Origin of the sequence: Microcoleus sp. POL10_C6 (assembly GCF_036701585.1) — a bacterium.
Lineage (GTDB): Bacteria > Cyanobacteriota > Cyanobacteriia > Cyanobacteriales > Microcoleaceae > Microcoleus.
Window position 1 is genome coordinate 39,213 of sequence record NZ_JAUBRB010000032.1, and the last position, 21,665, is coordinate 60,877.

Consider the following 21,665-nt stretch of genomic DNA (forward strand, 5'->3'; position numbering starts at 1 on the left):
AAAATGCGATCGGCAATTAGTCCCCCAGCGAGCGGGAAGACCAAACTTCAGCTCAAATCTGAGTCAGGCGGCTCCGGTTTCGGCTCTGGCTGGACAGATTCTTGCCTTTGCCGTTTCAACTCTGCAACTTTTTCTTGAGCTACATCCCTGACTTCGAGAGCTTTATCTTGGAATTTTTCCGCCAGACTTTGAGCGCCCCGCTTCACACCGGCCACATTTTTGAGAGTTCTGTCGAAATCTTCGTGTAAAAACTCTGCTACCAGACCGACTTTTTTGTGCAGTCCCTCCGCGTACTGCACTGGCTCTGATACAGCAGCTTCAGAGACGATCGCCCGCTTGCTGCCAATGGTCGAAATAGCTGCCACAGGTAACAAGTAAATGTCGTCTAAAACACCGCGCCAGCCGCTTGATTTAAATAGGTAGTGGGTGACTGAACCCGTGCGGATATCAAAAAGGTAGTCAACCACTGCACCTGCCTGATTCCCAGCGTCCGTGAGCACCTCAAGCCCGATCGGACAAACAGCTTGTTCCGGCTGATGCAATTCCGGCAGTTCCGGGTTAATGGTGACAAAAACATTTTCCCCCACCGTATCAACTTGTGCCCAAGCGAACCAAGTTTTTTTGCTACCCAAAAGGCCCGACTTGCAAGTAAAGCCGATCGCCCGCTGGGAGTGAGCATCGAGCCAAACCCGATCTACCCTGCCGACCTCTTCCGCCGTTCTGCGGTCGATGGTGCGGCGGCCCTGCAGTTCGCTGCGCCTAACAATCTGTGGTGATGTACTCATAAATAAACTCCTGAGTGCCGCCTTTGAAAAATGTCGATCGTCCAAAGAAGCCGATTTAATATTCTTCTTCCGAATAATGGCGATTATTATCTGCCTGGGTTAACTCCTCCTCTTCCCTGGAATTGCCAACTTCTTTGTGGTCGGGAACAGGAATCGTGCTAATGTGCACGCCGCCCGAGGGAGCGTGAATTTCCTTAGCCTCCCTAGGCTTGACGCTAATTTGTCCTAACTGGACTGAGGACTGATTCGGGCCTACGTTGATTTGAATTTTCGGCCCAGAGCGAGCCAAGTGAACGATCAGACCGTCCACAATGGGAACCTTAGCGATCGGCTTACCATCGAGATAAGTGCCGTTGGTACCTAAATTGATCAGTTCCCAAGTTATGCCGCTGCGCCGCAATTCGATGTGGCGACGAGAAACCACAGCGCTAAAAAGAACGACGTGGTTTTCGGTCGAACGCCCGATCCGGACGACCTGCTCGTCTTCAAAGATCCAACTGCGGACGGGTATAGACTGGAGTGGATGTAGCAAGGTCAGCTTAATCACATTGGCTGCATTGAGTTTTGGTAGAGCGCCTCAAGATGCGATTTTAGATTTTAGACTTTCGATCGCCCAATCCAAACTCGCTCTAAGAGATTTGAAATAAAAACGTAACCAGGTCTCCTTTGCCCAGAGAGATGCGGTCTCCCGGTCGCAACCGGTGGCGGTTTCCCTTGGGTAGCGGAGTATTGTTGACGTAAGTGCCGTTGGAACTACCTACATCTTCTAGGTAGCAAGCATCTCCCTCCACCCGGAGATTTGCGTGTACCCGAGAAACTATCTCAGAATTAGCAAATCCCGAAACATCAATATCCGGGGGCACTAAATCATTTGGCTTGCCTATGTGAACCACAGCCAGACTGTGAGGCAATTCCATCGGGGTATTTGTCTGAACGTGTAGCAGGCGCGCCGACTGCTGTTGCAGTTGAGTTTTAGCTACACCTGCTGGCTGTAGGCCCGGAACCGGAGGAGAGATAGTTACTGGTGTTGCCACCGATTCAGTTGTAACAGGAACCGAGGGCAAAGGCGGGGGATCTGGAATCGTCGGAATGCTGGCAGGAGTTTTTTCCAAGTTAAGCCCCTTATTCAGGGTAACTAGAGGTTCCATTGCCATCAGGGGATCGGGTGGCACTAAATCCGGCGCCGGTGAGGATACCACTGTCGGGCCTACAGGCGAGGGGGACGGTACTGTCACCTCAACTTCTGGAACTATGGAACCCGGACGCAAATTAAAGCCACACTGACCGCAAAATGCTGCATCTGTCTGAACTGCTGCACCGCAGTTCGAGCAACTTGCGGTAACAGGTAAAGGCGTGTAGCAAGCCTCACACTGGCTGGCCCCGTCGGGGTTCTGGTGATTGCAATTGGGACAGACAATCATCGATTTCTCCTTGCTATCGGCCAGATTTTCAAATCAGCCTCATAAAAATACTCGTGTATATGGTCAAATTTTAACTTTAACCGCCACAATTCTTATATTGCTTCTAATACTAGCAACTGAGCTGACGCCGTGACGTTAGCTGTGATGGGCAAGATTGAGTTAGTGATAATGCTGACTGTGTTGGCACGCTTGCGGCTCTGTCGGCTATTTTACTGCTTCGCCAGCCGCCGCATCGAACAGCCACCAAAGCTCGCCTTCTGGTTGAACGAGTCTGGCTGGATAAGTCATTGCGTCGGCTGCAGGGGCAAAAATTTGAGCAAGGGCGGGTTGTTTGCTGGCTCCTGCGACCATGAAGATAACGCATCGGGCCCGGTTGATTAAGGGGACTGTAAAGGTAATGCGGGGTTGACCGTCTTTGTTGCCGACGGTTACTAGGGCATCCCGGACCTCCAAGGCTGCTGTGCCGGGAAATAGAGAGGCTGTGTGGGCGTCGTCTCCTATGCCCAATAAAATGATGTCGAAGGCCGGAAACTCGCCCTCGGATATTTTGAAGAACTGCTGTAATTCGGTTTGGTGCGCTGCAGCGTCGGCTGCGGGGTCGCCGGCGCCTGTGGGCATGGGGTGGATGTTGCTGGCGGGGATATTCACTCGATCGAGCCATGCGAGGCGCGCCATTTTTTGATTGCTGTCTGGGTGTTCTGGGGGAACGTAGCGTTCGTCGCCCCAGAAAACGTGAATTTTGTCCCAAGGCAGGTCTTGGGCTGCTATCGCTCTGTAGAGGGGTTCCGGTGTACTTCCGCCCGCTGCGGCGATCGTACAAAGTCCGCGTTCTGCTATGGCTTCTGAGATTTTCGACAGCACAATCTCGAGGGATCGATCTATCAGTTGTTCCCGATTTGCTAATACTTCTACGATTTTTTTCATTAATTTCCTCTCAACTTTTCTTGGGTGTTGTTCTCAGCAATTGCCAATTTTACCTTGACATTTTGGTTTGAGGTCGAGCTGCTAACAGACCCGGCTGGCCGGACACAGCATCCCATAAAATTTTATCATCTTATGCCCCTTGATTTAAGGAAAGCAAGACATATTTCTACCAGTGCTTTATTGATTTTCATCGGTTGCATTGAGCTTTCGCAACTTTCAATCAAAATTTCGATCGTACTCGGAGCATCTGGGCAGAAAGTAAAAAGCGTTTTTTGGGAGTGCGATCCGTCCCGCACAGCAAAATCTATAAATATAGCCAGCCGGACGATCGCACACCGACAGTAAAAGCCAAACCGAGATGCTCCCGATCGCACTTACCCCCGCATAGCAAAAATAATCAAGATTGATGTGGTAGACTAGGAAAAATAGTTTTAAATCCGCATGATCGGAAGGAAGCAAAACTATGTCAATTTTTAAGCGATTTCCTACATCTGTCCGCTATCTAATAGCGCGGTTGCGCCACTGGACGCAACCCGCCGTTTGGGCTCCCTTAGCCGTGCTGTGTGCGGGGGGGTTATTTATCTGGGAGGTCTCTGTAAATCCAGAAAGGTTGAGTATAGATGGCGAAGAAGAACCAGCCTCAAACACTCCAGCTTCGCTATCGGGACTATCTGCTGAAGATACCGCCATTGCGGCTGAAATCGACAGCTCACCAGTGCTAGTCAATCAGTTTAATGGCTCTACTGCTTCTGAACTAAACTTGTTAAATTCATCAGTAGTAAAAAGCAAAGGTTTATTCGAGGAACTTCGAGATCGGGACTTAGAAACTCCTCAGCCATCTTTAGCCCCCAAGCGGGTAGGAAGCAGCGGATTTTTATCCTTGTCAAATTTAGCAAATTCTGCTGTCGAGGCCGGAAACAATAACCTCCAAAATTCCACCTTGCCAAGTTCAAACGCAACATCAGCGTTGAGTTTATCTAGCAGCGGGAGACTAACTTCCGGGATAAAAACGATCAAGCCTGAGTCTGGGGGTACAGCGACAGCAACTTTATCGCAGGCGTCGAGTGATGCTAATTCAGATAAACAAAACGAAAATTCTCTGCCTTTGAGTCCGCTGCAAGCAGCTATGAAAAAATACGTCGTTGCTAACACTTCGCCAACGGCGGCTTCGGCTGAAAAAACAGCAGACTCGGCTAAATTGCTCGATCGACCGGCTTCCGATCCGGCGGCAGGAAATGCGACCAATTTGCTCCCAACGACCGCTACAGCTCAAAGTGGAGCCACTCCAGTGAATGTTCCCACAGCACTTCTCCCACTTGTGGCTCCGACAAATAATGTGAGCAAGGAATCTCAAGAATTCTTAAAACCGACAGCTACAGTCCCTGAATCATTAGCGGGGTTAACTTCCCGAGTACCGAGCCTTCCCGAAATTAATGCAGGGGCTGCAACGGTGGCTTTGCCGAAAAATCCCTACCAAACTAATTTATCTGGCTCAGGCTTCGCACCTGAAGTTCAACCTGTGGCACTTCCAGTAGCCATACCTTCGCCAACACCTCTACTTCCCAATGTCGGTGCATCTCCCTTTCCAAGTGGGATTGGGGGAAGCAAGATAATTAGCCCTCAATTCTCTCCCAATGCAGCGAATTCTCAATTTCAAACACCTCCACCGAGTCAGCTTAATTTGCCACAGCCGCCTAACTTTGGAGTTGTTCCCCAAAACACAAATCAGGGCGTGCAGCCCATTCAACCTCAAACTTTTTCTACACCCCGCTCCCTGGCTCCGGGACGCTACATTGGCGGTGGCGAAATCAATACTTTTTCTAATCCTTAAATGATGGAAGTGGGGCTACGAAAACGATATTATCAATTCCCAATGCCCAATTCCCAATGTTAGTGGTAAAACTTACCTAGCGGCGGCCCGCACCAACAACAATCCCCCGATTCCCAAGCCAAACACGATAGGCAACCAAGCCGAAAGAATCGGAGTCAAAACAGCTTTCACGCCCATAGAACTGGTGATGAAAGAAAATACGTAGTAAGTGAAAATCACAACTACGCTAATACCAAAACTCGTTCCTCGCCCGGAGCGGCGCGGTTGAGTTCCCAAAGCTGCTCCCACTAAACCGAATACCATGCACACGAAAGGAAAAGCATATTTTTCTTGAATTCGCACCTTTAATTTGCGAATTTGCGGTTCGTCGCCACTGTTTTTAAGGATATCCAAACGCTCTAAGGCTTGGGCAATGTTCATTTCCTTGAAATCCCGCGCTCTAGCCGCTAAATCTAAGGGCGTGCGGGGGAGTTGCAATTGCTGGTGTTGAAACCTAACTATATTGCGGTAAGAGCCGTCAGGAGCAACTATATAAGCGGTTCCGTTGAAAAAATCCCAGGTATTTTCTGAGGGATTCCAAGTAGCTGATTCTGAAGAAACGATTTGATTGAGGCCTGGGGTGGAGCGATCGATAATTGTTAAACCTTTCATTTGCTGGCCGTCAAATTGTTCTGCATAAAAAAAGCGGGCCAGGATTTCGTCGCCGCCTTTTTCTGGTTTGCGAAATTCTGTGTAGATAATATTTCTATCTTGAAATGTCGGTTTTTCTCGCTTGAGGGCTCTGTCTAAAGTCAGAGTTGCTCTGTAGCTGGCGGCGGGTACAACTAGCTCTTGCAAACCAAAAGTTAAGCCTGCAACAATTAAACTCATTATCACAGCAGGCAGTATTAATCGGTAAACGCTAACTCCGCAACTGCGAAGGGCGATAAGTTCGCTGTCGCTGGACATTCGGCTGTAGGCCATTAAGGTTGCTAGCAGCATTGACATGGGGAAAGCCAATACTACGAAGTAGGGAATTTGCAGGAGAAAAATTTCTATGGCTGCGCTGTAGGGGAGGCCGGATTCTGCTACTCTGCGGACTAATTCAAATAAAGCTCCAACTGTGACGGCGACGGATGTAAAGAGTCCGACGCCAAAGAGAAATGGCCCGATTAGTTCTTTGGTAATGTACCAGTCCATTACTGAAATTCTCGGCAGCCAGTTGATGGGATTCAAAGAATTGGATATTGCTATTTTCATAGTTTGGGCTTTTTGCAGTTTGCTCCTCAATCTAACATCTCAAATCTAAAATTATGGCCATGGGGAATGCCTTCAAAAGACTATCGCACGAAGTTGTCGCCTAAGTAATACTGACGCACTAAAGGATTGCTGTAGAGTTCTTCTTCAGCCCCGGAGGCTAAAATTTGGCCGTCTCGCATGATGTAGGCTCGATCGGTAATTTCGAGGGTTTCTCGGACGTTGTGATCGGTGATGAGGATGCCGATTTTACGATCGCGCAATTTAGCAATAATGGTTTGAATTTCGTCTACGGCGATCGGATCGACGCCTGCAAACGGTTCGTCTAAAAATAGGAACATCGGGCCGTCGCGCCCCGCAGCTAATGCTCTGGCCAGTTCAGTCCGCCGCCTTTCTCCCCCCGATATTTGAATTCCCAAACTGGATGCTATTTTTTCTAAGCGAAATTCTTGCAATAGGAAATCGACTCGCTCGCGCCATTCCCAGCGCGGCACTTGAGTTTGTTCTAGGACTAACAAAATGTTGTCGCGCACGCTCATGTTGCGAAAAATGCTTGCTTCTTGAGCGAGATAGCCAATTCCCAAATGTGCTCGCTGGTGCATCGCCAATTTAGTGATGTCTAAATCATTTAGCCAAACGGTGCCTTGATTTGGTTTTTCTAATCCGGTTGCTATGTAAAATGTTGTGGTTTTGCCGGCACCGTTGGGGCCGAGCAGTCCTACTATTTCTCCTTGGGCTACCGAAAGGTTGACGCGACTGACTACATTGCGTTTTCCGTAGGATTTGTGAATATTTTCGAGTACAATTTTCATTTTCGCTCCCGGCAAGCTCTACAAGCTAAATTTCAGACTGCTGCTGTGTGCGATCGAGTCTCTAATTTAAATTTTACCTTTTCAAGTTTGTGAGTTTTATAAAGACGAAATTTCGCATCTATCCCAAGTAGTATGTTTTGGCTGAGGCGAAATTTCGCTGCTGCAAGCCACTGTTACCGGGGGGCTGTAGTTGGACGTGGGGAGCCAACTGTATTTTGGGCTGCCGCATCTTGTTCCGGGGCAACCAGATAAACAGATTCTACCTGTCCTGGGTTGTCTGGCAGGGCAATAAACCGCCCTTCGTCGATCAGGTATGTTATGGTTTCGCCGCGTAGGCTGTTGCCCTGCTGCAATACGTAAACGTCTCCGCTGAGAATGATCCGGCGCTCGCGGCTGAAGTATTGAGCTTGAGCTGCGGTTGCTTGTATTTGGCGGGCTGGATAGTTGATTTGGACGTTGCCGCGGGCTGTCACGATGCCGGTTTTGGAGTCGGCTTCTTGAATGTCCGATCGCACGCTGAGAGTGCGGGGCGGCCCGGCTTGCGGGTAGGTGGGAGAGGCTATCGCGCCTGCCAGAGTCAGGGGCAACAGCAGCGATAATCCTTTGAATATGCCGGAATTGAGCAGTTTAGCGGAGGGCATCATAAGCTTGGAGCCTCAATATTTGTGAAATTACTGAAGGGCATTATATCCAGTTAGATATTTTATCTTAACGGCCAGAAAGATTCCCGTGAGGTCGATCGATTGACCCGATAGTCTCAACCAATTATCCTAGCAAGACAACAGCGAATTTAATTGGCTATTTTGCTGAGTGGCTGCAACTGTCTTACCCAGAAACCGGCAAGATACTCGTTCCACAGTCAATTAATCTGCTTGGGCAGCCAGCCCTCCTCTGTGTAGAGGCTAAGTATACTGCACCCTAATACAAATATTTATTTAACTTTTTGGTACTTTGATAATTAGCGGCAATTGCAAGCCGGCAACTTCTGTACCTGCGAACAACGGTTGAAATTTAGCTACTTCTTCCGGGCCAGCTTGTTGCAAAGCGCTCAAAAGTTTAGCACTTTGTCCGAGCAAGTCTTCAACAGCAATTCCAGCATAACTAGGCTGATAAAAACTGAGCCGATTTATTCCTTCTCCCAGCAATATGACTGCACCGCGCCAGTTTTGATTTCCTAAGTGATAAAGCGCGACCGCAATTTGCAAGATTCCCTGATAAAACCTTTTTTCCGGCTCGCAGGCTTCCATCCACAAAGCCTCTAAAGTATCGTGACAAGCGTAAAATTCTTGGCTGTTAAACTGTTCAACACCTTGCCAAAACTCGATCGGGATTTCCTCTGTCATTCGATTGGGGATTGGGGATTTTCGATGGCGGATATATGTTTGAGTAGGCGGCGATCGATTGTTTTTTAATAGCTAAGTCTTAAAAATAGGAAAACTTCCGAATGATTTTCAAAACTACTGCCATTTCACGACCGCCTACTTAACCAATTACATAGTCTCTCTGACAGCTTGAATCTGATCCATTCCTATTTCCTGATTAGTTCCAGCAAAATCGTTGTCTGGCGTCAGAAATAACATACAGTGACACTCTTTCCGCTCGCGCATGGGAATGCAGGGACAGTTCCAGTAGGCGGCTTTTACTTCGGCTTCTTTATCTTCGTAATGGCGACAAGGGCATAAGGGAGCGCCTAGTTCATCCTTGTGTTTTGCTAGTCCTTCTATCACGACAGCAGTGACGGAAGGTTCGGAACAAAAGTAAGTTCCCGTGCGCTTGGCGTAGGTTTCGGAGAAATTCTTCATTGCCTCCAAAGTTTTTTCGTTGGATAGTTTAGATTTTTCTGTTGTGTTCATAGTTTAGGATCGGAGTTGAGGATGCTACGAGCTTTTGACAATTGTAGCGCAGAATGTGATTTTAAACACTGGTATATTTCTGTTTAGTTACAAGGAAGAAAACCTTGACAAAGATTGAGTTTTAGGTTGTTGGTTTTTTAGTGGTTTTTGTCTATCCCGGAGGGTGCGGGAAACTGGCGGCAGAGCGAGTTTTTGAAGCTACCAAAAGATTTGGGCGATCGATCGCCCTCAACAATCATCCCCCAAAGGGGATAAAAATCGGCTAAGATAGCACGGCGCTCTTTCTGTGACGGTTATAGGCACGGCATCTGATGGCAACTTCCCCGAACCGCACCGGCACCCGTGATCGAAAATCTCCTCCGTCTGGGCTGATTTGGCCGGCTGACACCGAGTTAGTCGGATTAGTGTTTGAATTGACTCCCCGCGCTGCTAGCTATCTGTACGCGCAGTATGCTATAGGTTTGCACGCTTGGTTTTTAGCTCAAGTGCAGCAAACTGACCCGGATTTATCGCAACTTTTGCACGATGAACAGTCAGAAAAAGCCTTTACTATTTCGGGATTGGAAGGTGATTTGCTCCCTGGTGGCAAAGAATTTCAGCTTTTGGGCGATCGAATTTATCGCTGGTACGTAACAGGACTTTCAAAGCCAGTAGTGCAGTGGCTGAGTCAGTGGCTGCCAAATTTGCCCGAAGAGATAGATTTACGAAATGCTCCGCTGCTAATTCGCTCTTGGGATATTGCTTTTGCTCCCACAACTTACCAGCAATTACTAACAGCAGAAATCCCATTATCCCACAACATAAAACTTAGTTTTGTGACTCCTACAAGCTTTCGCAGCAAAGGCCATCATTTCCCTTTGCCAGTTCCCGAAAATGTTTTTCACAGCTATTTGCGCCGCTGGAATAACTTTTCGGGGGTAAATTTTGACCAAACAGAATTTTTGAATTGGATTGATGAAAATGCAATTATTAGCCGCCACAAATTGGAGTCGCAAAAGGTAGTGGCGGGCAAAAAAGGCATGGTAACGGGGTTCACTGGGGCTGTGGAATTTGGTCTAGGGCGATCGGCTCACAATCGCCCTGATTTTGTACAATTATTTTATGCTTTGGGGCGGTTAGCGCCTTATTGCGGCACAGGCCACAAAACAACTTTTGGATTGGGACAAACGCGAGCACAATGGTTGACAGAAGCCCTACCTGAAGTGTCAATACAAAGCCTCTTGGGGGCGCGAATAGAGGAATTGACAAAGAAGTTTATGGCACTGAGAAAGCGTAAAGGTGGAAGTCGCGCTGCTGAGATTGCGGAAACTTGGGCGACGATTTTGGGACGCCGGGAATTGGGGGAATCTTTGTTTGATATTGCTGCTGATTTAGAAATGCCTTATGAAACTGTGAAAACTTACGTGAAGTTGGCAAGAAGGGCTTTGAAAGTGGAGGATTAGCGCGAATTTGTTGACTGTTGACTGTTGAATGATGACTGATGACTGATGACTGCTGACTAAGGACTCTTAGTAAATAGATATATGTTGTCTCGCTGATATTTGAGTTGAAATTGAGGGTTGTTTTTTAGTTGAGTTATGAGGTTTTCCACAAAAGCTCGATCGCTCATCCAGCCAGGATATCTGAGGTTAAGTAATACATAATCAAATTCTGCGAGAGTTGCAGGCGGCGCCTGAGCCTGAGTTAATCTTACTACAGGGCGGTGCGCTAAATGCGGAGCAATCTGAGCAGTTGTTAAAACACTGCCTTTGGTTTCAACAAGAGAAATTGCTTCTCTGGTAGCTGGCAAAGTGTCGATCCCATTTAAATAAATAGTCCAAAAATACCCGTATTTCGCTAAAGCTAAGAAAGCAATCAATGACCAAATTACAATGACTCTAGGCAATGGATAATTAGGAAGTGGCAATCTATCAAATACTGTTTTTCCCTTTTGCTGATTGCTAGCTGCTAAACTGGAAATTATGGCCACCAATAAAAACGGCAATATCGGCACAGAATATTGATGAATTAAATCCCGCTGAGCGGGGATATCGGAAAGAATATTCATCGCCAACATTGGCACAGCACTAATTAAAGATGACAGATGACGCGGAGACAGCCACCAAATTACTGGTAATAGCAATAACGCTAAATATTCAAAAGTTTCTAAAGAAAACAAACGCCCTAAAACTATATTTGGTTTCACTATTAAATTAATAGCAATTTCAAAAACTGAGTTGCCCAAATATTGATATCGCCCTATTCCCGCGTGTTCTCTTCCCTGATTAAAATACGGTATAACTGCCTGAGTAACTACCAGGAACCAACCCGCGCCTAGAAAGAGAGCTATGAGTCCACAATTGCGTTTTTTGTCAAAACATAACAGCCACAAACCCATCGCAGCCACAGTTAAAGATAGCACGGCTTTGCAGCTCAAAACTAATACAATCGCAGCACAAAACCACAAGGTTTTATTCAGCCTCGCGGTTAAGATTGCTGCTAGCAGTGCTGGTAAAGCAATGACTTCTGGGTGGAAGTCGAAGAGATTGACATTAAATACTGCGGGATAAAGTAGATATACGGCTGAAATTGCCATTGCTTTTCGTTCGTTTAATCCCGCTTGACGTGCCAAACTCCAACTCGGCCAAGCGCCTAAAGCTAGGGAAACAGCTTGCACTAAAAAAAGCCAGTGAACATCGGGATATATTTTGTAAAGTAAAGCTAGTGGATAGAAAATAAAAGCAGCGTGATCCCCCCAAATATTTATTGCCATTAAAGAGGAAAATGGCGTTTGATTTTGGGAGATTAAATAAATTGCTTGGTCAAAAATTGCTAAGTCGAATGCAGTTGACTGAAACAAAGCGTGCCGCGCGCTGCTGGCGGCAAATAAGACTATCGTTGTCACGACAATCATTAAAAATACTGGATGAGATTTTAGGGATTTGAAAGTTAGCATTTTATTGGTTTAATCAGCCCTTCGTTTAAATAGCAGGACTTCGTTTTTTTGATAAGTTAATTTAAAATCGGGAGAAGTTTTAAGTTTATTTGCTAAAGTAGCACCAAGTTTTTCAGTATCGGGCCAGGGATGGCGCAGGTTTAATAATATGTATTGAAATTCAGCTAAATTTGTTTGGGGGGAAATTTGTGACAGCAATTTTACTATTGGGCGGTGGGTAAAGTGAGGGGCAAGTCTATTATCTGTTAAAATACTGCTTTGGGGTTGAACTTGTGCGACTGCTTCGCGTGTAGCTTGCCAGGTATCTACTCTATTTAGGTACAGATAAAAATCTTTATATTCGCCCACACATAGGAAGATTAGTAATGACCAAATTATCATGATTCTCGGCAATTGAATTCCCTGCCAAAGTTGAGAAATTCGGAAGTTTTTAAATTGTGGCAGATTGACCCATGTTAAAAAATGTTGCTTATTTACTTTATCCTCTTCCTTGTTGCCTTTTATTTCTTCCCTGTTCCTTGTTTCTTCCTTCGCGATAACTGCTAAAAATAAGAATGGAATTACAGGCACTGAATACTGATAGGCTAAGCTGCGTTGAAATGACAAGTCAGAGAGGATATTGATCAGCAGGGTAGGGAGGGCAGGAATTAGCGCTGTTAAATATTGTAGGCGTAGTTTGCCAGAGAATGGCAATAGCAGCCAAATCACAGGTAAGGTGAGGAGAAATAAATATTTGAATGTATCGAAGGAAACGATTTTTCCTAATACTAACTGTGGTTTTAATATGAGATTGATGATAATTTCTAGTACGGATTTGCCTAAATAGCTGTAGCGCCCGACTCCAGCGACTTCGCTGCCGCTAAAGAAGGGGATGATTTTCTGGGAAGCTATCAAAAACCAAGCTGCACCAAGCAAAAGTGCGATCGCCCCGTACCGTTGCTTTTTTTCGCAAAAAAACAGCCAGAAGCCCATAGCAACAACGGTTAGGGACAAAACCGCTTTGCAACTGAGAACTAACACAATAGCGGTACAAAACCACACAATTTTATTTAAACGTGCCGCCAAAATTGCTGCTAAAAGTGCGGGTAAAGCGATTACTTCCGGGTGAAAATCAAATAAATTGATGTTAAATACCACCGGATAGAGCAAATAAATCAATGCGATCGCACGGGATTGTTCTTGATTCAAACCTGCCAAACGCGCTAAACTCCACGTAGGCCAAGCGCCCAGGGATAATACAACTGCTTGTACCAACAGCAGCCAATGCACATCCGGGTAAATTTTGTACAGCAAAGCTAGCGGATAATAGATTACCGCTGCGTGATCGCCCAAAATATGAATCCCCATTAAAGAAGAAAAAGGCGTTTGGTTTTGGCTGATTAAGTAAATTGCTTGGTCAAAAATTCCCAAATCGAAAGCTGTTGATTGGAATAAAGCGTGGCGTAAACTGCTACACAAAAAGAAAATTGTCGCAGCAGTAGCGATCGCCCAAACCAAACTCGACGGTAGCTGCGATCGACCTTCCTCTCTATTTTCGCCGATCGAGACACTGATGTCCTCACGGTCATCAGCAAAATTTTCCCTATTCTGCATGAAATATGGCACTAGGTGGTCACTCAAAATATGATTCCATCGAATGTGCTTTCCACGCAATAGTTAACCACTAATTTTTATCCCCGCAATCGTAATATTAGAATAATCCACAAAACATTACAAAATTGTGAAAGCAATAACTCTTCTCGGCTCCACAGGCTCCATCGGCACTCAAACTCTGGATATTGTAGCTCAATACCCCGATCAATTTCGGATTGTCGGGTTAACCGCCGGACGAAATGTAACGTTGCTGGCCCAGCAAATTCGCCAGTTTCGACCGGAAATTGTCGCGATTTGCGACGAAGATCAATTACAGGAATTGAAAGAGGCGATCGCAGATCTCGACCCTCAACCTATTTTACTTGCTGGCGAGTCAGGCGTTGTCGAAGTTGCCCAATACGGTGACGCTCAAGCCGTCGTCACGGGAATAGTTGGCTGCGCCGGTTTGTTGCCAACAATTGCGGCTATCAAAGCAGGCAAAGATATTGCCTTAGCCAATAAAGAAACATTAATCGCAGGGGGCCCCGTTGTCAACCCCTTAATCGAAAAATACGGCGTTAAAATATTACCTGCTGACTCGGAACATTCGGCAATTTTTCAGTGCCTCCAAGGTGTTATGGTTGGCGGGTTACGGCGAATCATTCTCACTGCTTCGGGGGGTTCTTTTCGAGATTTACCGATCGAGAAATTAGCAGGAGTAACAGTAGCCGATGCTTTGAAACATCCGAATTGGTCGATGGGGCAGAAAATCACAATTGATTCTGCTACTTTGATGAATAAAGGATTAGAAGTAATTGAGGCTCATTACTTGTTCGGAATGGATTATGACGACATTGATATTGTCATCCATCCTCAGAGCATAATTCACTCGTTAATTGAGCTGCAAGATACCTCGGTTTTGGCGCAATTGGGATGGCCGGATATGCGATTGCCGCTGCTTTATGCTTTGTCTTGGCCGGAGCGAATTCATACAGATTGGGAACGGCTGGATTTGGTAAAAGCTGGGGATTTAACTTTCCGAGAACCCGACCACGAAAAGTATCCTTGTATGCAGTTGGCTTATGCGGCGGGACGTGCGGGCGGTTCGATGCCTGCGGTGCTGAATGCGGCAAACGAACAGGCGGTAGCGCTATTTTTGCAGGAGAAGATTCAGTTTTTGGATATTCCGAAGTTGATTGAGAAGGCCTGCGACAAACATCAAGCCGATAACTGTGAAAGTCCTGGTTTAGACGATATTTTGGCCGCGGATAGGTGGGCGCGGCAGGAAGTTTTGGCAGATAGTATGGAATTGGGCGATCGTATTCTTTCGGTTCGCTAATTGTATCAGCAGACTTGCAATTACCCACAAGCCCGCCGGGGAATGAATTCCCCGTCTCATAGCTAAAGTCGGTTGAAACCGACTGCCCAACGTTGATAAATATCCAGTCCTCTTTCAGAGGACTTTAGCTATGAGACAGGGGTTTTTAACCCCTGGCGGACTATGCCAAAAAGTGCAAGATATCGGCAAAACCCTATAAAAAATTGACCTGATTTTAGTCTTTTATTGACTAATTCCCAACTTTTACCGCCAAATCAGCAGCACTCATCTTTTCGTACATTTCAAAAGGTTGGTGAATCCAAGGATTGTCAGCCAAATAATCTACATAATAATCCGGCTTTGCAACAGAACAAGCCTTGTACCAGAGTACAGCAGTCCGAATTTCCTGAATATCCTCGCCGTAGCGACTCTTGAGCCAAGCGATACCTTGCTCTAAACTAATTCCCGAATCGACCAAATCGTCAACCAGGAGAATGCGGCTGCCCAAATTATCGCCCACCATTGTCAAATCGCGGGCAAACTCGATCGCGCCCCGGACATTTCCCTCGGCCCCACCATAAGACGAGGCCGCTAAAATGGCCAAAGGTTTGTCGAAAATCCGCGACAGAGTATCCCCAACCCGCAGCCCTCCCCTCGCCAGACAGACAATTTGATCGAATTTCCACCGAGATTCCTCAATTTTTACAGCCAAATCCTCAATTTTTCGATGGTATTGAGACCAAGAAACGTAAAGGTCGCTCATGCCTAATATTATTGAAATATCAAAGGTATTATTAAATATTTTGGGGGAAATGACATGGATGCAGAGGAACTTCTCAGACGGTATGCAGCCGGAGAACGGGTTTTTCACAAAGTAGACCTGAGCGGTGCCCATATCTCAAGGACAAATTTGCGCGATATTGACCTGAGTCACGCTAATTTAAAAGGTGCAAATTCGATCGGTCTCACCCTCTACAGAGCTAATCTGTATCAAGCAGATATCAGTCAAGCCAACCTCTCCCAAGCCAACCTCATGTCCGCTAATTTTGGCGAATGCGAGGCGGTGGGAGCGAACTTGAGCGGAGCCATCTTGCGGAGTGTCGTCTTCAGCGGGGCCGATTTAACGGGGGCGAGTCTCAGGGGTGCAGACATGAGAGATGCAAACCTTCAGGGGGCAATTTTGATTCAAGTTTATGCAGTTAACGCTAACTTGCAAGGTGCAAACTTGACAGAAGTAAAGCTTTGCGGAATCAACCTGAGCAAAGCAAATTTAACGGATGCGAACTTAACACAAGCTGACCTCAGCCGTGCTAACCTAACTCAAGCAAATCTGAGTTGGGCTAATTTGACGGAAGCAAATCTGGAAAAAGCTGATTTGAAGGGAGCCGATTTGAGCGGAGCTAACTTGAGTTGTGCAAATCTCCATCAAGCAGATTTGAGCGGAGTTTCCCTTAAGGGAGCAAATCTCCGGGGAGCAAACTTGCATCAAGCTTCTTTGCGCGGGACAAATTTGGATGAAGCGAATCTGAGAGAGGCCATGATGCCTGACGGGACAATCTGTGACTAAATAAGCTGAGAAAATAGAAGTTAAAACCGCAGGGTGCCTATGGCGCACCCTACATTTAGGCTAATGCCTAATTTTTTTAAGGGGATTTAATTCTGCCTTCAAGTGACAGTGCATTTAAAGAGTAGTGGCAAAAAATTTAGAACCGAGTTTAATCTACAACCTTCAGCCAGCCCCGGCGAACGGCGTGGAGCAAGCGGTTGATGGCTGTTTGATCTTCTTCGGTAAGACAGTCATTTAACAGCGCTGTCTTGAGCTGTTGTCGGTGAGTGGGAGTCAGCAGACCGGAGTGATATACCTGAAAGACTAGCTCTGCAATAGTAAATTGAGGTAAAAGCGTTTGGGTTGTCATCATGTGTTTTTTTTTGAACTCACTTTTGACAGTATTGACTGATTTTTCCAAAATTGATGTGATTCAACTACGGGAGTAAATGTGATCGATTGGCTATTGATGAGTGATTTGTGTCAGCCGAACTTGGGGATCTGATATTTCCTCGATCGCCCTGCTACTTGAAACATAAACCCCGTCCCGATTCCTTGCTTCTGGCAACCCCCACGTCTCTACTTTTGGTTAAGAAACGGTGACAAATAAATTAATATTTATCTATTAAGAGATTACTAATGACTGCTAGCGAAATCGCTCTGCTTAATTCAAGGTAAAACTTTTAGCCTGTTTATAAACCCGCTTTTACCTACATTTACCTAGTTTCTTGCTGTGGTCTGTTTTCCGTGGATATACTTAATAACCCGCCCAAAGACAGATACAAGTTTCCGATAGGAGCGGGCATCCGCCCCAAATTTTAACCTTTAGTTCAAGCTCCCAGATTCATATGTGAAGTCAATCTAAAATCTAAAATCTAAAATCTAAAATCTAAAATCGACTGACTGCTTAAAATCAAAAATCCCGGCTTCTTCAAGAAACCGGGTCGAGCTTTTCGATCGCAGTACAAATTTTTTTTGAGAAGGCTAATGGAGCGACCTACTCACTTCAATCTTATTGTTGGGAAAGCTTGACAGGAGAGAAAGTAGAAATACTCATCTCAACTTCTTGTGTGAGGGGACTAATCGGAAATCCTGACCCATCCGCGGCGGATGGCGTGCAGCAGGCGGTTGACTGCATCTCTGGCGTCTTCGCTGAGAGCGCTTTGGCAGAGTTCGCGCAATCCGTGGCTTTCAGTGCGAGTCAGATTGCCTGAATTGGTGACTTGATAGAACAGTTCAGCGATCGCGCGATCAGATTTTAAAGTCAGAGCTTGCATGAAATCTCGTTGAACTCGACTATTATAATATCGAGCATTTGAGAAAAAAGTAGGGTGATTGCAGTCGGCTAAGCTTTGTGATCGTTCTTGGCTCGATTTGTGACCGAAGTCTGCCAGTATACGTGATTTAAATCACAAACAACCACAGACCTCGATCGCATAAGCTATAATTGGGGTGGTAGCCTCAAGGTTTGACAAAACCTCGAAAAGCGCTGAACGCAAGACCTTTAGCACCTCGCGCCGCGCAGCAGGAGTAAGTCAGCTCAACATCGCAGGCTCTGGACTTGGATAGCTGTGAAACTTTGGCTTTTAGACACTTGCAGCTTGCAGCTCAGAGCATAAAGTTGCGATCGGCGAGCCACGGCCTGAGATACAATAATTATAAATACTTCTATCCCATCTATAGACAGGGAGGTAAAAAAATGATAATGATTAGCTACTTTTCGATTGCCTTAATCGTTTTTCTTGTTTGGTTCAAAAGTTTTTGGAATGATACTGCGACATCTAAAAAAGACGTGATATCTTGGATAGCCTTAATAATCGGCCCTCTGGTTTGGCCTGTTGTTCTGCCCCTATCCCTTTTGCAAATTACCAGCAAAAAGTCTGTGGTACAAACAGCTCAATGCGAGCAAGAATTATAATAAATTGTGGAAGTAACTGGCTTCAACACACTTGCTTATCTCTTCCTAAATTATTCGGCCTGCATCGCTCCTGGCAGCGAGTAATTTATCTTGTTTCATTGTAAAAAAAATGCAGCGAGAAGGTAGAATCCCCTAAAAATTCTGAATCCTAAAACAGTATTTTTTTACAGCTATCAAATTCTGCCTTCTGCTTTTTTACCCCGCCCAAAAACGGCTACAAGTTTCCGACAGGAGTCGGCTGCTGCCCTAAAATTGAGGCTTTTCTTCAAGCTCTCCTATTCCTCTGTGGAATAAATCTCAAATCTCAAATCGTTCAACTGAGCGAGATTGACTCACCGCTCGCCGAAGGTCTCAGGCCGAAGTATCCAATCGACTGATGCCTAATTTTCTGTCACATCGTGAATTAATGGTGCGGATCAGTCAAAATTGTTCAGGCAAAATTGTCAGACTCAAATTATCGGACAGCGACCAGAAAATTTTTACCCAAAAATTATTTACCACCTCAACCAAGCTCAAAATTAATATGCAATCTAACATGGCCTGTAGCTTGCAAAAATATAACTTAAGACATATTTTCGCCTGCCACTGACCAACTTAAGAATTTTCATGACTTCCGGCAACTGCGTACCATTAATCGAAGGTGGGAAAATCCTGGCTAGGCGTGGAAAAACAGCTAGGATCTTTGCCCTTTAAGCTTTTCCTGCTCCCTTTTTTCAAATCGTAGTAGCTTTAAACAGGAAATTGTAGAGTTCGTTGGCGCCCAAAATCCCTAACTCTTACCGCAGTTAGATAGACAATTCAAGGCAGAGACCGCAATATGAAATAGGCAACAAAAACTGTTTCACATCTCAAGTAGGACTTATTTTTGGCAATCGGGCATCCGGAGTGTATAACGCGAGCCAGTTAAATTTTTAGAGGTACGAGATGTTTGGGAACTTCTAAAAAAAAGTGCCGTCACGGTATCCAAATTAGTTATTTGCATAAAAAGTAGGAGTCAAAATGAACAAAGTATCTGAGAAACCAATTTATAGAGTTCTTAATCTATTGTCGCTGTTAGGGCTGACCTACTATGCAGCTACTTCCATCAATTATATTTTCGAGAGTGACGCTCACATCTATAGGTACGATAGCCAGAGCAATTCCAACGCGTCACCAGCGCAGCTTGCAGCACACCGCTATGAATAAATAGTAGAGATTTTATCTGAATGAATGCCGAACCAAATTTCGGGGAATTTGCTAATCGTTAATGCTCAGCTCGAAGTTAACAACAATTAGTAAAAAAGTTTTTCCTAAAAACTTAAGATTTTCACTCACAGGTATTAGCCCTCGAATGGGGAGCATCTCACTTTTGCAGCCAAGCTAGAAATTGGAGTTGGGAGGCAGAAGGCAGGAGACAGGAGGAAATAGGAAGAAAGAAGGAGCCAGAAGAAGTGTTTTTACAAAAATGAGATGCTCCCGATCGAATGTACCACAAAAATTAACTGTTTAATGGGTTATCAAAAAAGACCAGAGTGATGAAAGGATGGCCAAGCATTTTCATCATTAAAAGCATTAATAGCTTTAGTAATCGCTTCATCAAGAACATTTGAAGGTGGATACGCTTCAGGACGGAAAATCGCTTTGATTTTTGCCCACTATAACTAGATGGGAGATAAATCCGGCGAGTAGGGATGTAAGAATTTTACTGGGGAGCCGATAGATACCATCAAAAAAATGACGGCTTCAGCATTATGAACAGGTAAATTATCCATAACTACAATTGTGCCAACCCATAACTGCGATTTATCTGTGGACTAAATCTAAAATCTAAAATTTAAAATCTAGTGACAGTACCGTCACAAATCTACCGACCCACCGTTCGTCCCAACTCCACCAAAAGACGATCGCTGCATTGTATGATGATCCGGATCGATGTGGATCATGGTTGAAATGACGGATTGTGGTTTAAAAACAGGGTTTTTTAGCCAAAATTCTGCGTTGATCGTGACGGATTTGGCTGGAAACATCCAGGTGATGAGGCTCAAAAGCCTCTCCAGGACAGTGTTGGGATGCACTTTTGATTAAATACGACCTCCAGCGTGCGTCGGCTTGCTGTGAAAGCCAGTTAAAAAATTTTGATTTGTGGGGAACTCTTGGGGAAAATCTAAAGTCTGGTCAACTACAGTGTACTTAAAAGAAATCGCAGCTTAGTTCCAGCCCCATTGCGGGCGATCGAACTCTCCGGCGATCGACAGTGCCCGCGGGCCCAGTGCAACTTCTCAATCTTGAGAGCATACTCCCATTAAAAATGGTCTCTGTGTATCTTCCGGGTATTGTTTGAATAATGACTAGCCATATCGATGGTCATTATGGTAAACTCGCAAACGTTTAACTGGAATATTTTCGTGTTAGAGGAGGCAGTGGTGGAGTCGAGAGTCAAAAGCAGGAAACAACCGAGATTTGCTGCTCAACGAATACAGGATTCAACTCGCGCTCCGAGGCTCGCTGCTGACAATTTAAATTACATGACAGCTTATAGCAGCCGGGTAAATTAGGGTCTCAACCGATGTCCGGTTTCATTTATTGAATCCCTTTGGAGGGAAAAGTGTATTGTAGAAAAATGATTGATCTTTTAGGAGGAGTGTAAATGACACAGGTAACAAATCCAACACAACCAGCAAGTTCACTACCAGGTGGTGGTGGCGGTGGCTCAACCGTTATCGGCATCACTGGCGCCAACAGGTTGAACGGCAGCGATGGCAGCGATATTATCCTGACTTTTGGGGGCGCAGATGTCGTCGCAGGTGGCGGTGGCAACGACCTGATTATTACCGGAGGCGGAAATGACAGTATCGGTGGCGGCGACGGCAACGATAATATCTTTTCAGGCAGCGGCGCTGATGTGGTCGCTGGGGGCAGCGGCGACGACCGGATCTTTGCTGGTAAAGGGGATGACCTCGTTGATGGCGGTGACGGCAATGACTTGGTTTCTGGCGACAGAGGCAACGACACCGTACTTGGCGGAAGTGGCAGCGATACAGTCTTTGGCGGCCAAGGCAATGATATTGTCGACGGCGGCGACGGCAACGACACTGTATACGGCGGTAAAGACAACGATACTGTCAATGGTGGCGGTGGCAATGACTTTATCTCTGGCGACAGAGGCAGCGATGTCCTGATCGGCGGTGCTGGCAGCGATACGTTCTACTTCTTCTCCAGCGGTGGCGAATATGGGGTAGATACGATCACTGACTTTACCCCAGGCGAAGATAAGATCCGCTTGAAGCAGGGCGGTGTGTTCGCTGGTTTGGGTAGCAGCTTCGAGGCAAGCGAGTTTGTCGTCGTTTCTAATTTCAACGCAGCTACTCCAGGAGCAACCACGACCAACAAGTTGGTCTACGACCCAACAAGCGGTGCGTTGTACTTCAACGGCGCCAGCGGAGTGCTAACTATTGCTCAGTTGCAGCCTGGCCTGACAATTACCTCGAACAACTTCGAGTTGTTCTAAAACAACTGGCTGTTGTGGGGCAGCACC

General features: G+C 45.9%; 20 protein-coding genes. 5 read left to right on the forward strand and 15 right to left on the reverse strand.

Annotated features, from left to right (window positions below; translation table 11 throughout):
* Nucleotides 1-47: 47 nt before the first annotated feature.
* The 4 genes from QUA34_RS18365 to pgl form a co-directional block, all read right to left on the reverse strand.
* Nucleotides 48-785 (reverse strand): PRC-barrel domain-containing protein, encoded by a 738-nt coding sequence (locus QUA34_RS18365; protein WP_333327811.1) that lies wholly within the window; start codon nucleotides 783-785, stop codon nucleotides 48-50.
* 55 nt (nucleotides 786-840) lie between these two features.
* Complete coding sequence (locus QUA34_RS18370) at nucleotides 841-1,332, reverse strand: FHA domain-containing protein (RefSeq protein ID WP_333081243.1); 492 nt, start codon at nucleotides 1,330-1,332, stop codon at nucleotides 841-843.
* Nucleotides 1,333-1,414: 82 nt separating this feature from the next.
* Complete coding sequence (locus QUA34_RS18375) at nucleotides 1,415-2,206, reverse strand: FHA domain-containing protein (protein ID WP_333081242.1); 792 nt, start codon at nucleotides 2,204-2,206, stop codon at nucleotides 1,415-1,417.
* A 204-nt stretch (nucleotides 2,207-2,410) separates the two neighbouring features.
* Nucleotides 2,411-3,130, reverse strand: a complete 720-nt coding sequence (pgl, locus tag QUA34_RS18380) for a 6-phosphogluconolactonase (protein WP_333388843.1) — start codon at nucleotides 3,128-3,130, stop codon at nucleotides 2,411-2,413.
* 463 nt (nucleotides 3,131-3,593) lie between these two features.
* Between pgl and QUA34_RS18385 the strand changes: the two genes are divergently transcribed.
* Entirely contained in the window at nucleotides 3,594-4,961 is a 1,368-nt protein-coding gene (locus QUA34_RS18385) for a hypothetical protein (RefSeq protein ID WP_333388844.1), read from the forward strand.
* A gap of 72 nt (nucleotides 4,962-5,033) precedes the next feature.
* On the opposite strand, the gene QUA34_RS18390 is transcribed toward QUA34_RS18385, so the two are convergent.
* The 5 genes from QUA34_RS18390 to QUA34_RS18410 form a co-directional block, all read right to left on the reverse strand.
* Complete coding sequence (locus QUA34_RS18390; RefSeq protein WP_333215896.1) at nucleotides 5,034-6,200, reverse strand: LptF/LptG family permease; 1,167 nt, start codon at nucleotides 6,198-6,200, stop codon at nucleotides 5,034-5,036.
* An 80-nt stretch (nucleotides 6,201-6,280) separates the two neighbouring features.
* A complete protein-coding gene (gene lptB / locus QUA34_RS18395) occupies nucleotides 6,281-7,009 on the reverse strand; it encodes an LPS export ABC transporter ATP-binding protein (protein ID WP_333034782.1) in 729 nt (242 codons plus the stop codon).
* A 173-nt stretch (nucleotides 7,010-7,182) separates the two neighbouring features.
* On the reverse strand, nucleotides 7,183-7,653 hold the full coding sequence (locus tag QUA34_RS18400; RefSeq protein WP_333388845.1) for an LptA/OstA family protein: 471 nt from the start codon (nucleotides 7,651-7,653) through the stop codon (nucleotides 7,183-7,185).
* 291 nt (nucleotides 7,654-7,944) lie between these two features.
* Complete coding sequence (locus tag QUA34_RS18405) at nucleotides 7,945-8,352, reverse strand: DUF309 domain-containing protein (RefSeq protein WP_333388846.1); 408 nt, start codon at nucleotides 8,350-8,352, stop codon at nucleotides 7,945-7,947.
* Between the two features lie 147 nt (nucleotides 8,353-8,499).
* Nucleotides 8,500-8,862, reverse strand: coding sequence for a ferredoxin-thioredoxin reductase catalytic domain-containing protein (locus QUA34_RS18410; RefSeq protein ID WP_194012549.1), 363 nt, complete (start codon nucleotides 8,860-8,862; stop codon nucleotides 8,500-8,502).
* Between the two features lie 311 nt (nucleotides 8,863-9,173).
* Here QUA34_RS18410 and cas6 point away from each other — a divergent pair, with 311 nt between their 5' ends.
* A complete protein-coding gene (gene cas6 / locus QUA34_RS18415) occupies nucleotides 9,174-10,304 on the forward strand; it encodes a CRISPR-associated endoribonuclease Cas6 (protein ID WP_333388847.1) in 1,131 nt (376 codons plus the stop codon).
* A 56-nt stretch (nucleotides 10,305-10,360) separates the two neighbouring features.
* Here cas6 and QUA34_RS18420 read toward each other — a convergent pair whose 3' ends face one another.
* Both QUA34_RS18420 and QUA34_RS18425 read right to left on the reverse strand, forming a co-directional pair.
* Nucleotides 10,361-11,797, reverse strand: a complete 1,437-nt coding sequence (locus QUA34_RS18420) for a DUF2079 domain-containing protein (protein WP_333388848.1) — start codon at nucleotides 11,795-11,797, stop codon at nucleotides 10,361-10,363.
* 9 nt (nucleotides 11,798-11,806) lie between these two features.
* Nucleotides 11,807-13,390 (reverse strand): DUF2079 domain-containing protein, encoded by a 1,584-nt coding sequence (locus tag QUA34_RS18425; protein WP_333388849.1) that lies wholly within the window; start codon nucleotides 13,388-13,390, stop codon nucleotides 11,807-11,809.
* 127 nt (nucleotides 13,391-13,517) lie between these two features.
* Here QUA34_RS18425 and dxr point away from each other — a divergent pair, with 127 nt between their 5' ends.
* Nucleotides 13,518-14,708 carry a 1-deoxy-D-xylulose-5-phosphate reductoisomerase gene (gene dxr / locus QUA34_RS18430; protein ID WP_333388850.1) on the forward strand — a complete coding sequence of 397 codons (1,191 nt, stop codon included), beginning with the start codon at nucleotides 13,518-13,520 and terminating at the stop codon, nucleotides 14,706-14,708.
* 229 nt (nucleotides 14,709-14,937) lie between these two features.
* Here dxr and QUA34_RS18435 read toward each other — a convergent pair whose 3' ends face one another.
* On the reverse strand, nucleotides 14,938-15,450 hold the full coding sequence (locus tag QUA34_RS18435) for a phosphoribosyltransferase (RefSeq protein ID WP_333388851.1): 513 nt from the start codon (nucleotides 15,448-15,450) through the stop codon (nucleotides 14,938-14,940).
* 54 nt (nucleotides 15,451-15,504) lie between these two features.
* On the opposite strand from QUA34_RS18435, the gene QUA34_RS18440 reads away from it, so the two are divergent.
* Nucleotides 15,505-16,254: a pentapeptide repeat-containing protein gene (locus QUA34_RS18440; RefSeq protein WP_333388852.1), complete on the forward strand. Its 750-nt coding sequence runs from the start codon at nucleotides 15,505-15,507 to the stop codon at nucleotides 16,252-16,254.
* A gap of 148 nt (nucleotides 16,255-16,402) precedes the next feature.
* Here the strand turns inward: QUA34_RS18440 and QUA34_RS18445 are convergent, their stop codons facing one another.
* From QUA34_RS18445 to QUA34_RS30235, 3 genes are all read right to left on the reverse strand, one after another.
* Nucleotides 16,403-16,603: a hypothetical protein gene (locus QUA34_RS18445; protein WP_333056545.1), complete on the reverse strand. Its 201-nt coding sequence runs from the start codon at nucleotides 16,601-16,603 to the stop codon at nucleotides 16,403-16,405.
* Nucleotides 16,604-17,312: 709 nt separating this feature from the next.
* Nucleotides 17,313-17,510 carry a hypothetical protein gene (locus QUA34_RS18450; RefSeq protein WP_333231420.1) on the reverse strand — a complete coding sequence of 66 codons (198 nt, stop codon included), beginning with the start codon at nucleotides 17,508-17,510 and terminating at the stop codon, nucleotides 17,313-17,315.
* A gap of 2,281 nt (nucleotides 17,511-19,791) precedes the next feature.
* Nucleotides 19,792-19,911, reverse strand: a complete 120-nt coding sequence (locus QUA34_RS30235; protein ID WP_445242830.1) for a hypothetical protein — start codon at nucleotides 19,909-19,911, stop codon at nucleotides 19,792-19,794.
* Nucleotides 19,912-20,777: 866 nt separating this feature from the next.
* Between QUA34_RS30235 and QUA34_RS18455 the strand changes: the two genes are divergently transcribed.
* Nucleotides 20,778-21,638: a calcium-binding protein gene (locus QUA34_RS18455; RefSeq protein WP_333388853.1), complete on the forward strand. Its 861-nt coding sequence runs from the start codon at nucleotides 20,778-20,780 to the stop codon at nucleotides 21,636-21,638.
* Nucleotides 21,639-21,665 lie beyond the last annotated feature (27 nt).

Excerpts from the sequence above, each read along its gene's own strand:
- QUA34_RS18455 (WP_333388853.1), top strand. The coding sequence starts at position 20,778 with ATGACACAGGTAACAAATCCAACACAACCAGCAAGTTCACTACCAGGT.
- QUA34_RS18445 (WP_333056545.1), bottom strand. The coding sequence starts at position 16,603 with ATGACAACCCAAACGCTTTTACCTCAATTTACTATTGCAGAGCTAGTC.
- QUA34_RS18385 (WP_333388844.1), top strand. The coding sequence starts at position 3,594 with ATGTCAATTTTTAAGCGATTTCCTACATCTGTCCGCTATCTAATAGCG.
- pgl (WP_333388843.1), bottom strand. The coding sequence starts at position 3,130 with ATGAAAAAAATCGTAGAAGTATTAGCAAATCGGGAACAACTGATAGAT.
- QUA34_RS18440 (WP_333388852.1), top strand. The coding sequence starts at position 15,505 with ATGGATGCAGAGGAACTTCTCAGACGGTATGCAGCCGGAGAACGGGTT.
- QUA34_RS18435 (WP_333388851.1), bottom strand. The coding sequence starts at position 15,450 with ATGAGCGACCTTTACGTTTCTTGGTCTCAATACCATCGAAAAATTGAG.
- QUA34_RS18365 (WP_333327811.1), bottom strand. The coding sequence starts at position 785 with ATGAGTACATCACCACAGATTGTTAGGCGCAGCGAACTGCAGGGCCGC.
- QUA34_RS18425 (WP_333388849.1), bottom strand. The coding sequence starts at position 13,390 with ATGCAGAATAGGGAAAATTTTGCTGATGACCGTGAGGACATCAGTGTC.
- QUA34_RS18400 (WP_333388845.1), bottom strand. The coding sequence starts at position 7,653 with ATGATGCCCTCCGCTAAACTGCTCAATTCCGGCATATTCAAAGGATTA.
- QUA34_RS18390 (WP_333215896.1), bottom strand. The coding sequence starts at position 6,200 with ATGAAAATAGCAATATCCAATTCTTTGAATCCCATCAACTGGCTGCCG.
- QUA34_RS18450 (WP_333231420.1), bottom strand. The coding sequence starts at position 17,510 with ATGCAAGCTCTGACTTTAAAATCTGATCGCGCGATCGCTGAACTGTTC.
- QUA34_RS18410 (WP_194012549.1), bottom strand. The coding sequence starts at position 8,862 with ATGAACACAACAGAAAAATCTAAACTATCCAACGAAAAAACTTTGGAG.
- QUA34_RS18375 (WP_333081242.1), bottom strand. The coding sequence starts at position 2,206 with ATGATTGTCTGTCCCAATTGCAATCACCAGAACCCCGACGGGGCCAGC.
- QUA34_RS18405 (WP_333388846.1), bottom strand. The coding sequence starts at position 8,352 with ATGACAGAGGAAATCCCGATCGAGTTTTGGCAAGGTGTTGAACAGTTT.
- QUA34_RS18420 (WP_333388848.1), bottom strand. The coding sequence starts at position 11,797 with ATGCTAACTTTCAAATCCCTAAAATCTCATCCAGTATTTTTAATGATT.
- cas6 (WP_333388847.1), top strand. The coding sequence starts at position 9,174 with ATGGCAACTTCCCCGAACCGCACCGGCACCCGTGATCGAAAATCTCCT.
- lptB (WP_333034782.1), bottom strand. The coding sequence starts at position 7,009 with ATGAAAATTGTACTCGAAAATATTCACAAATCCTACGGAAAACGCAAT.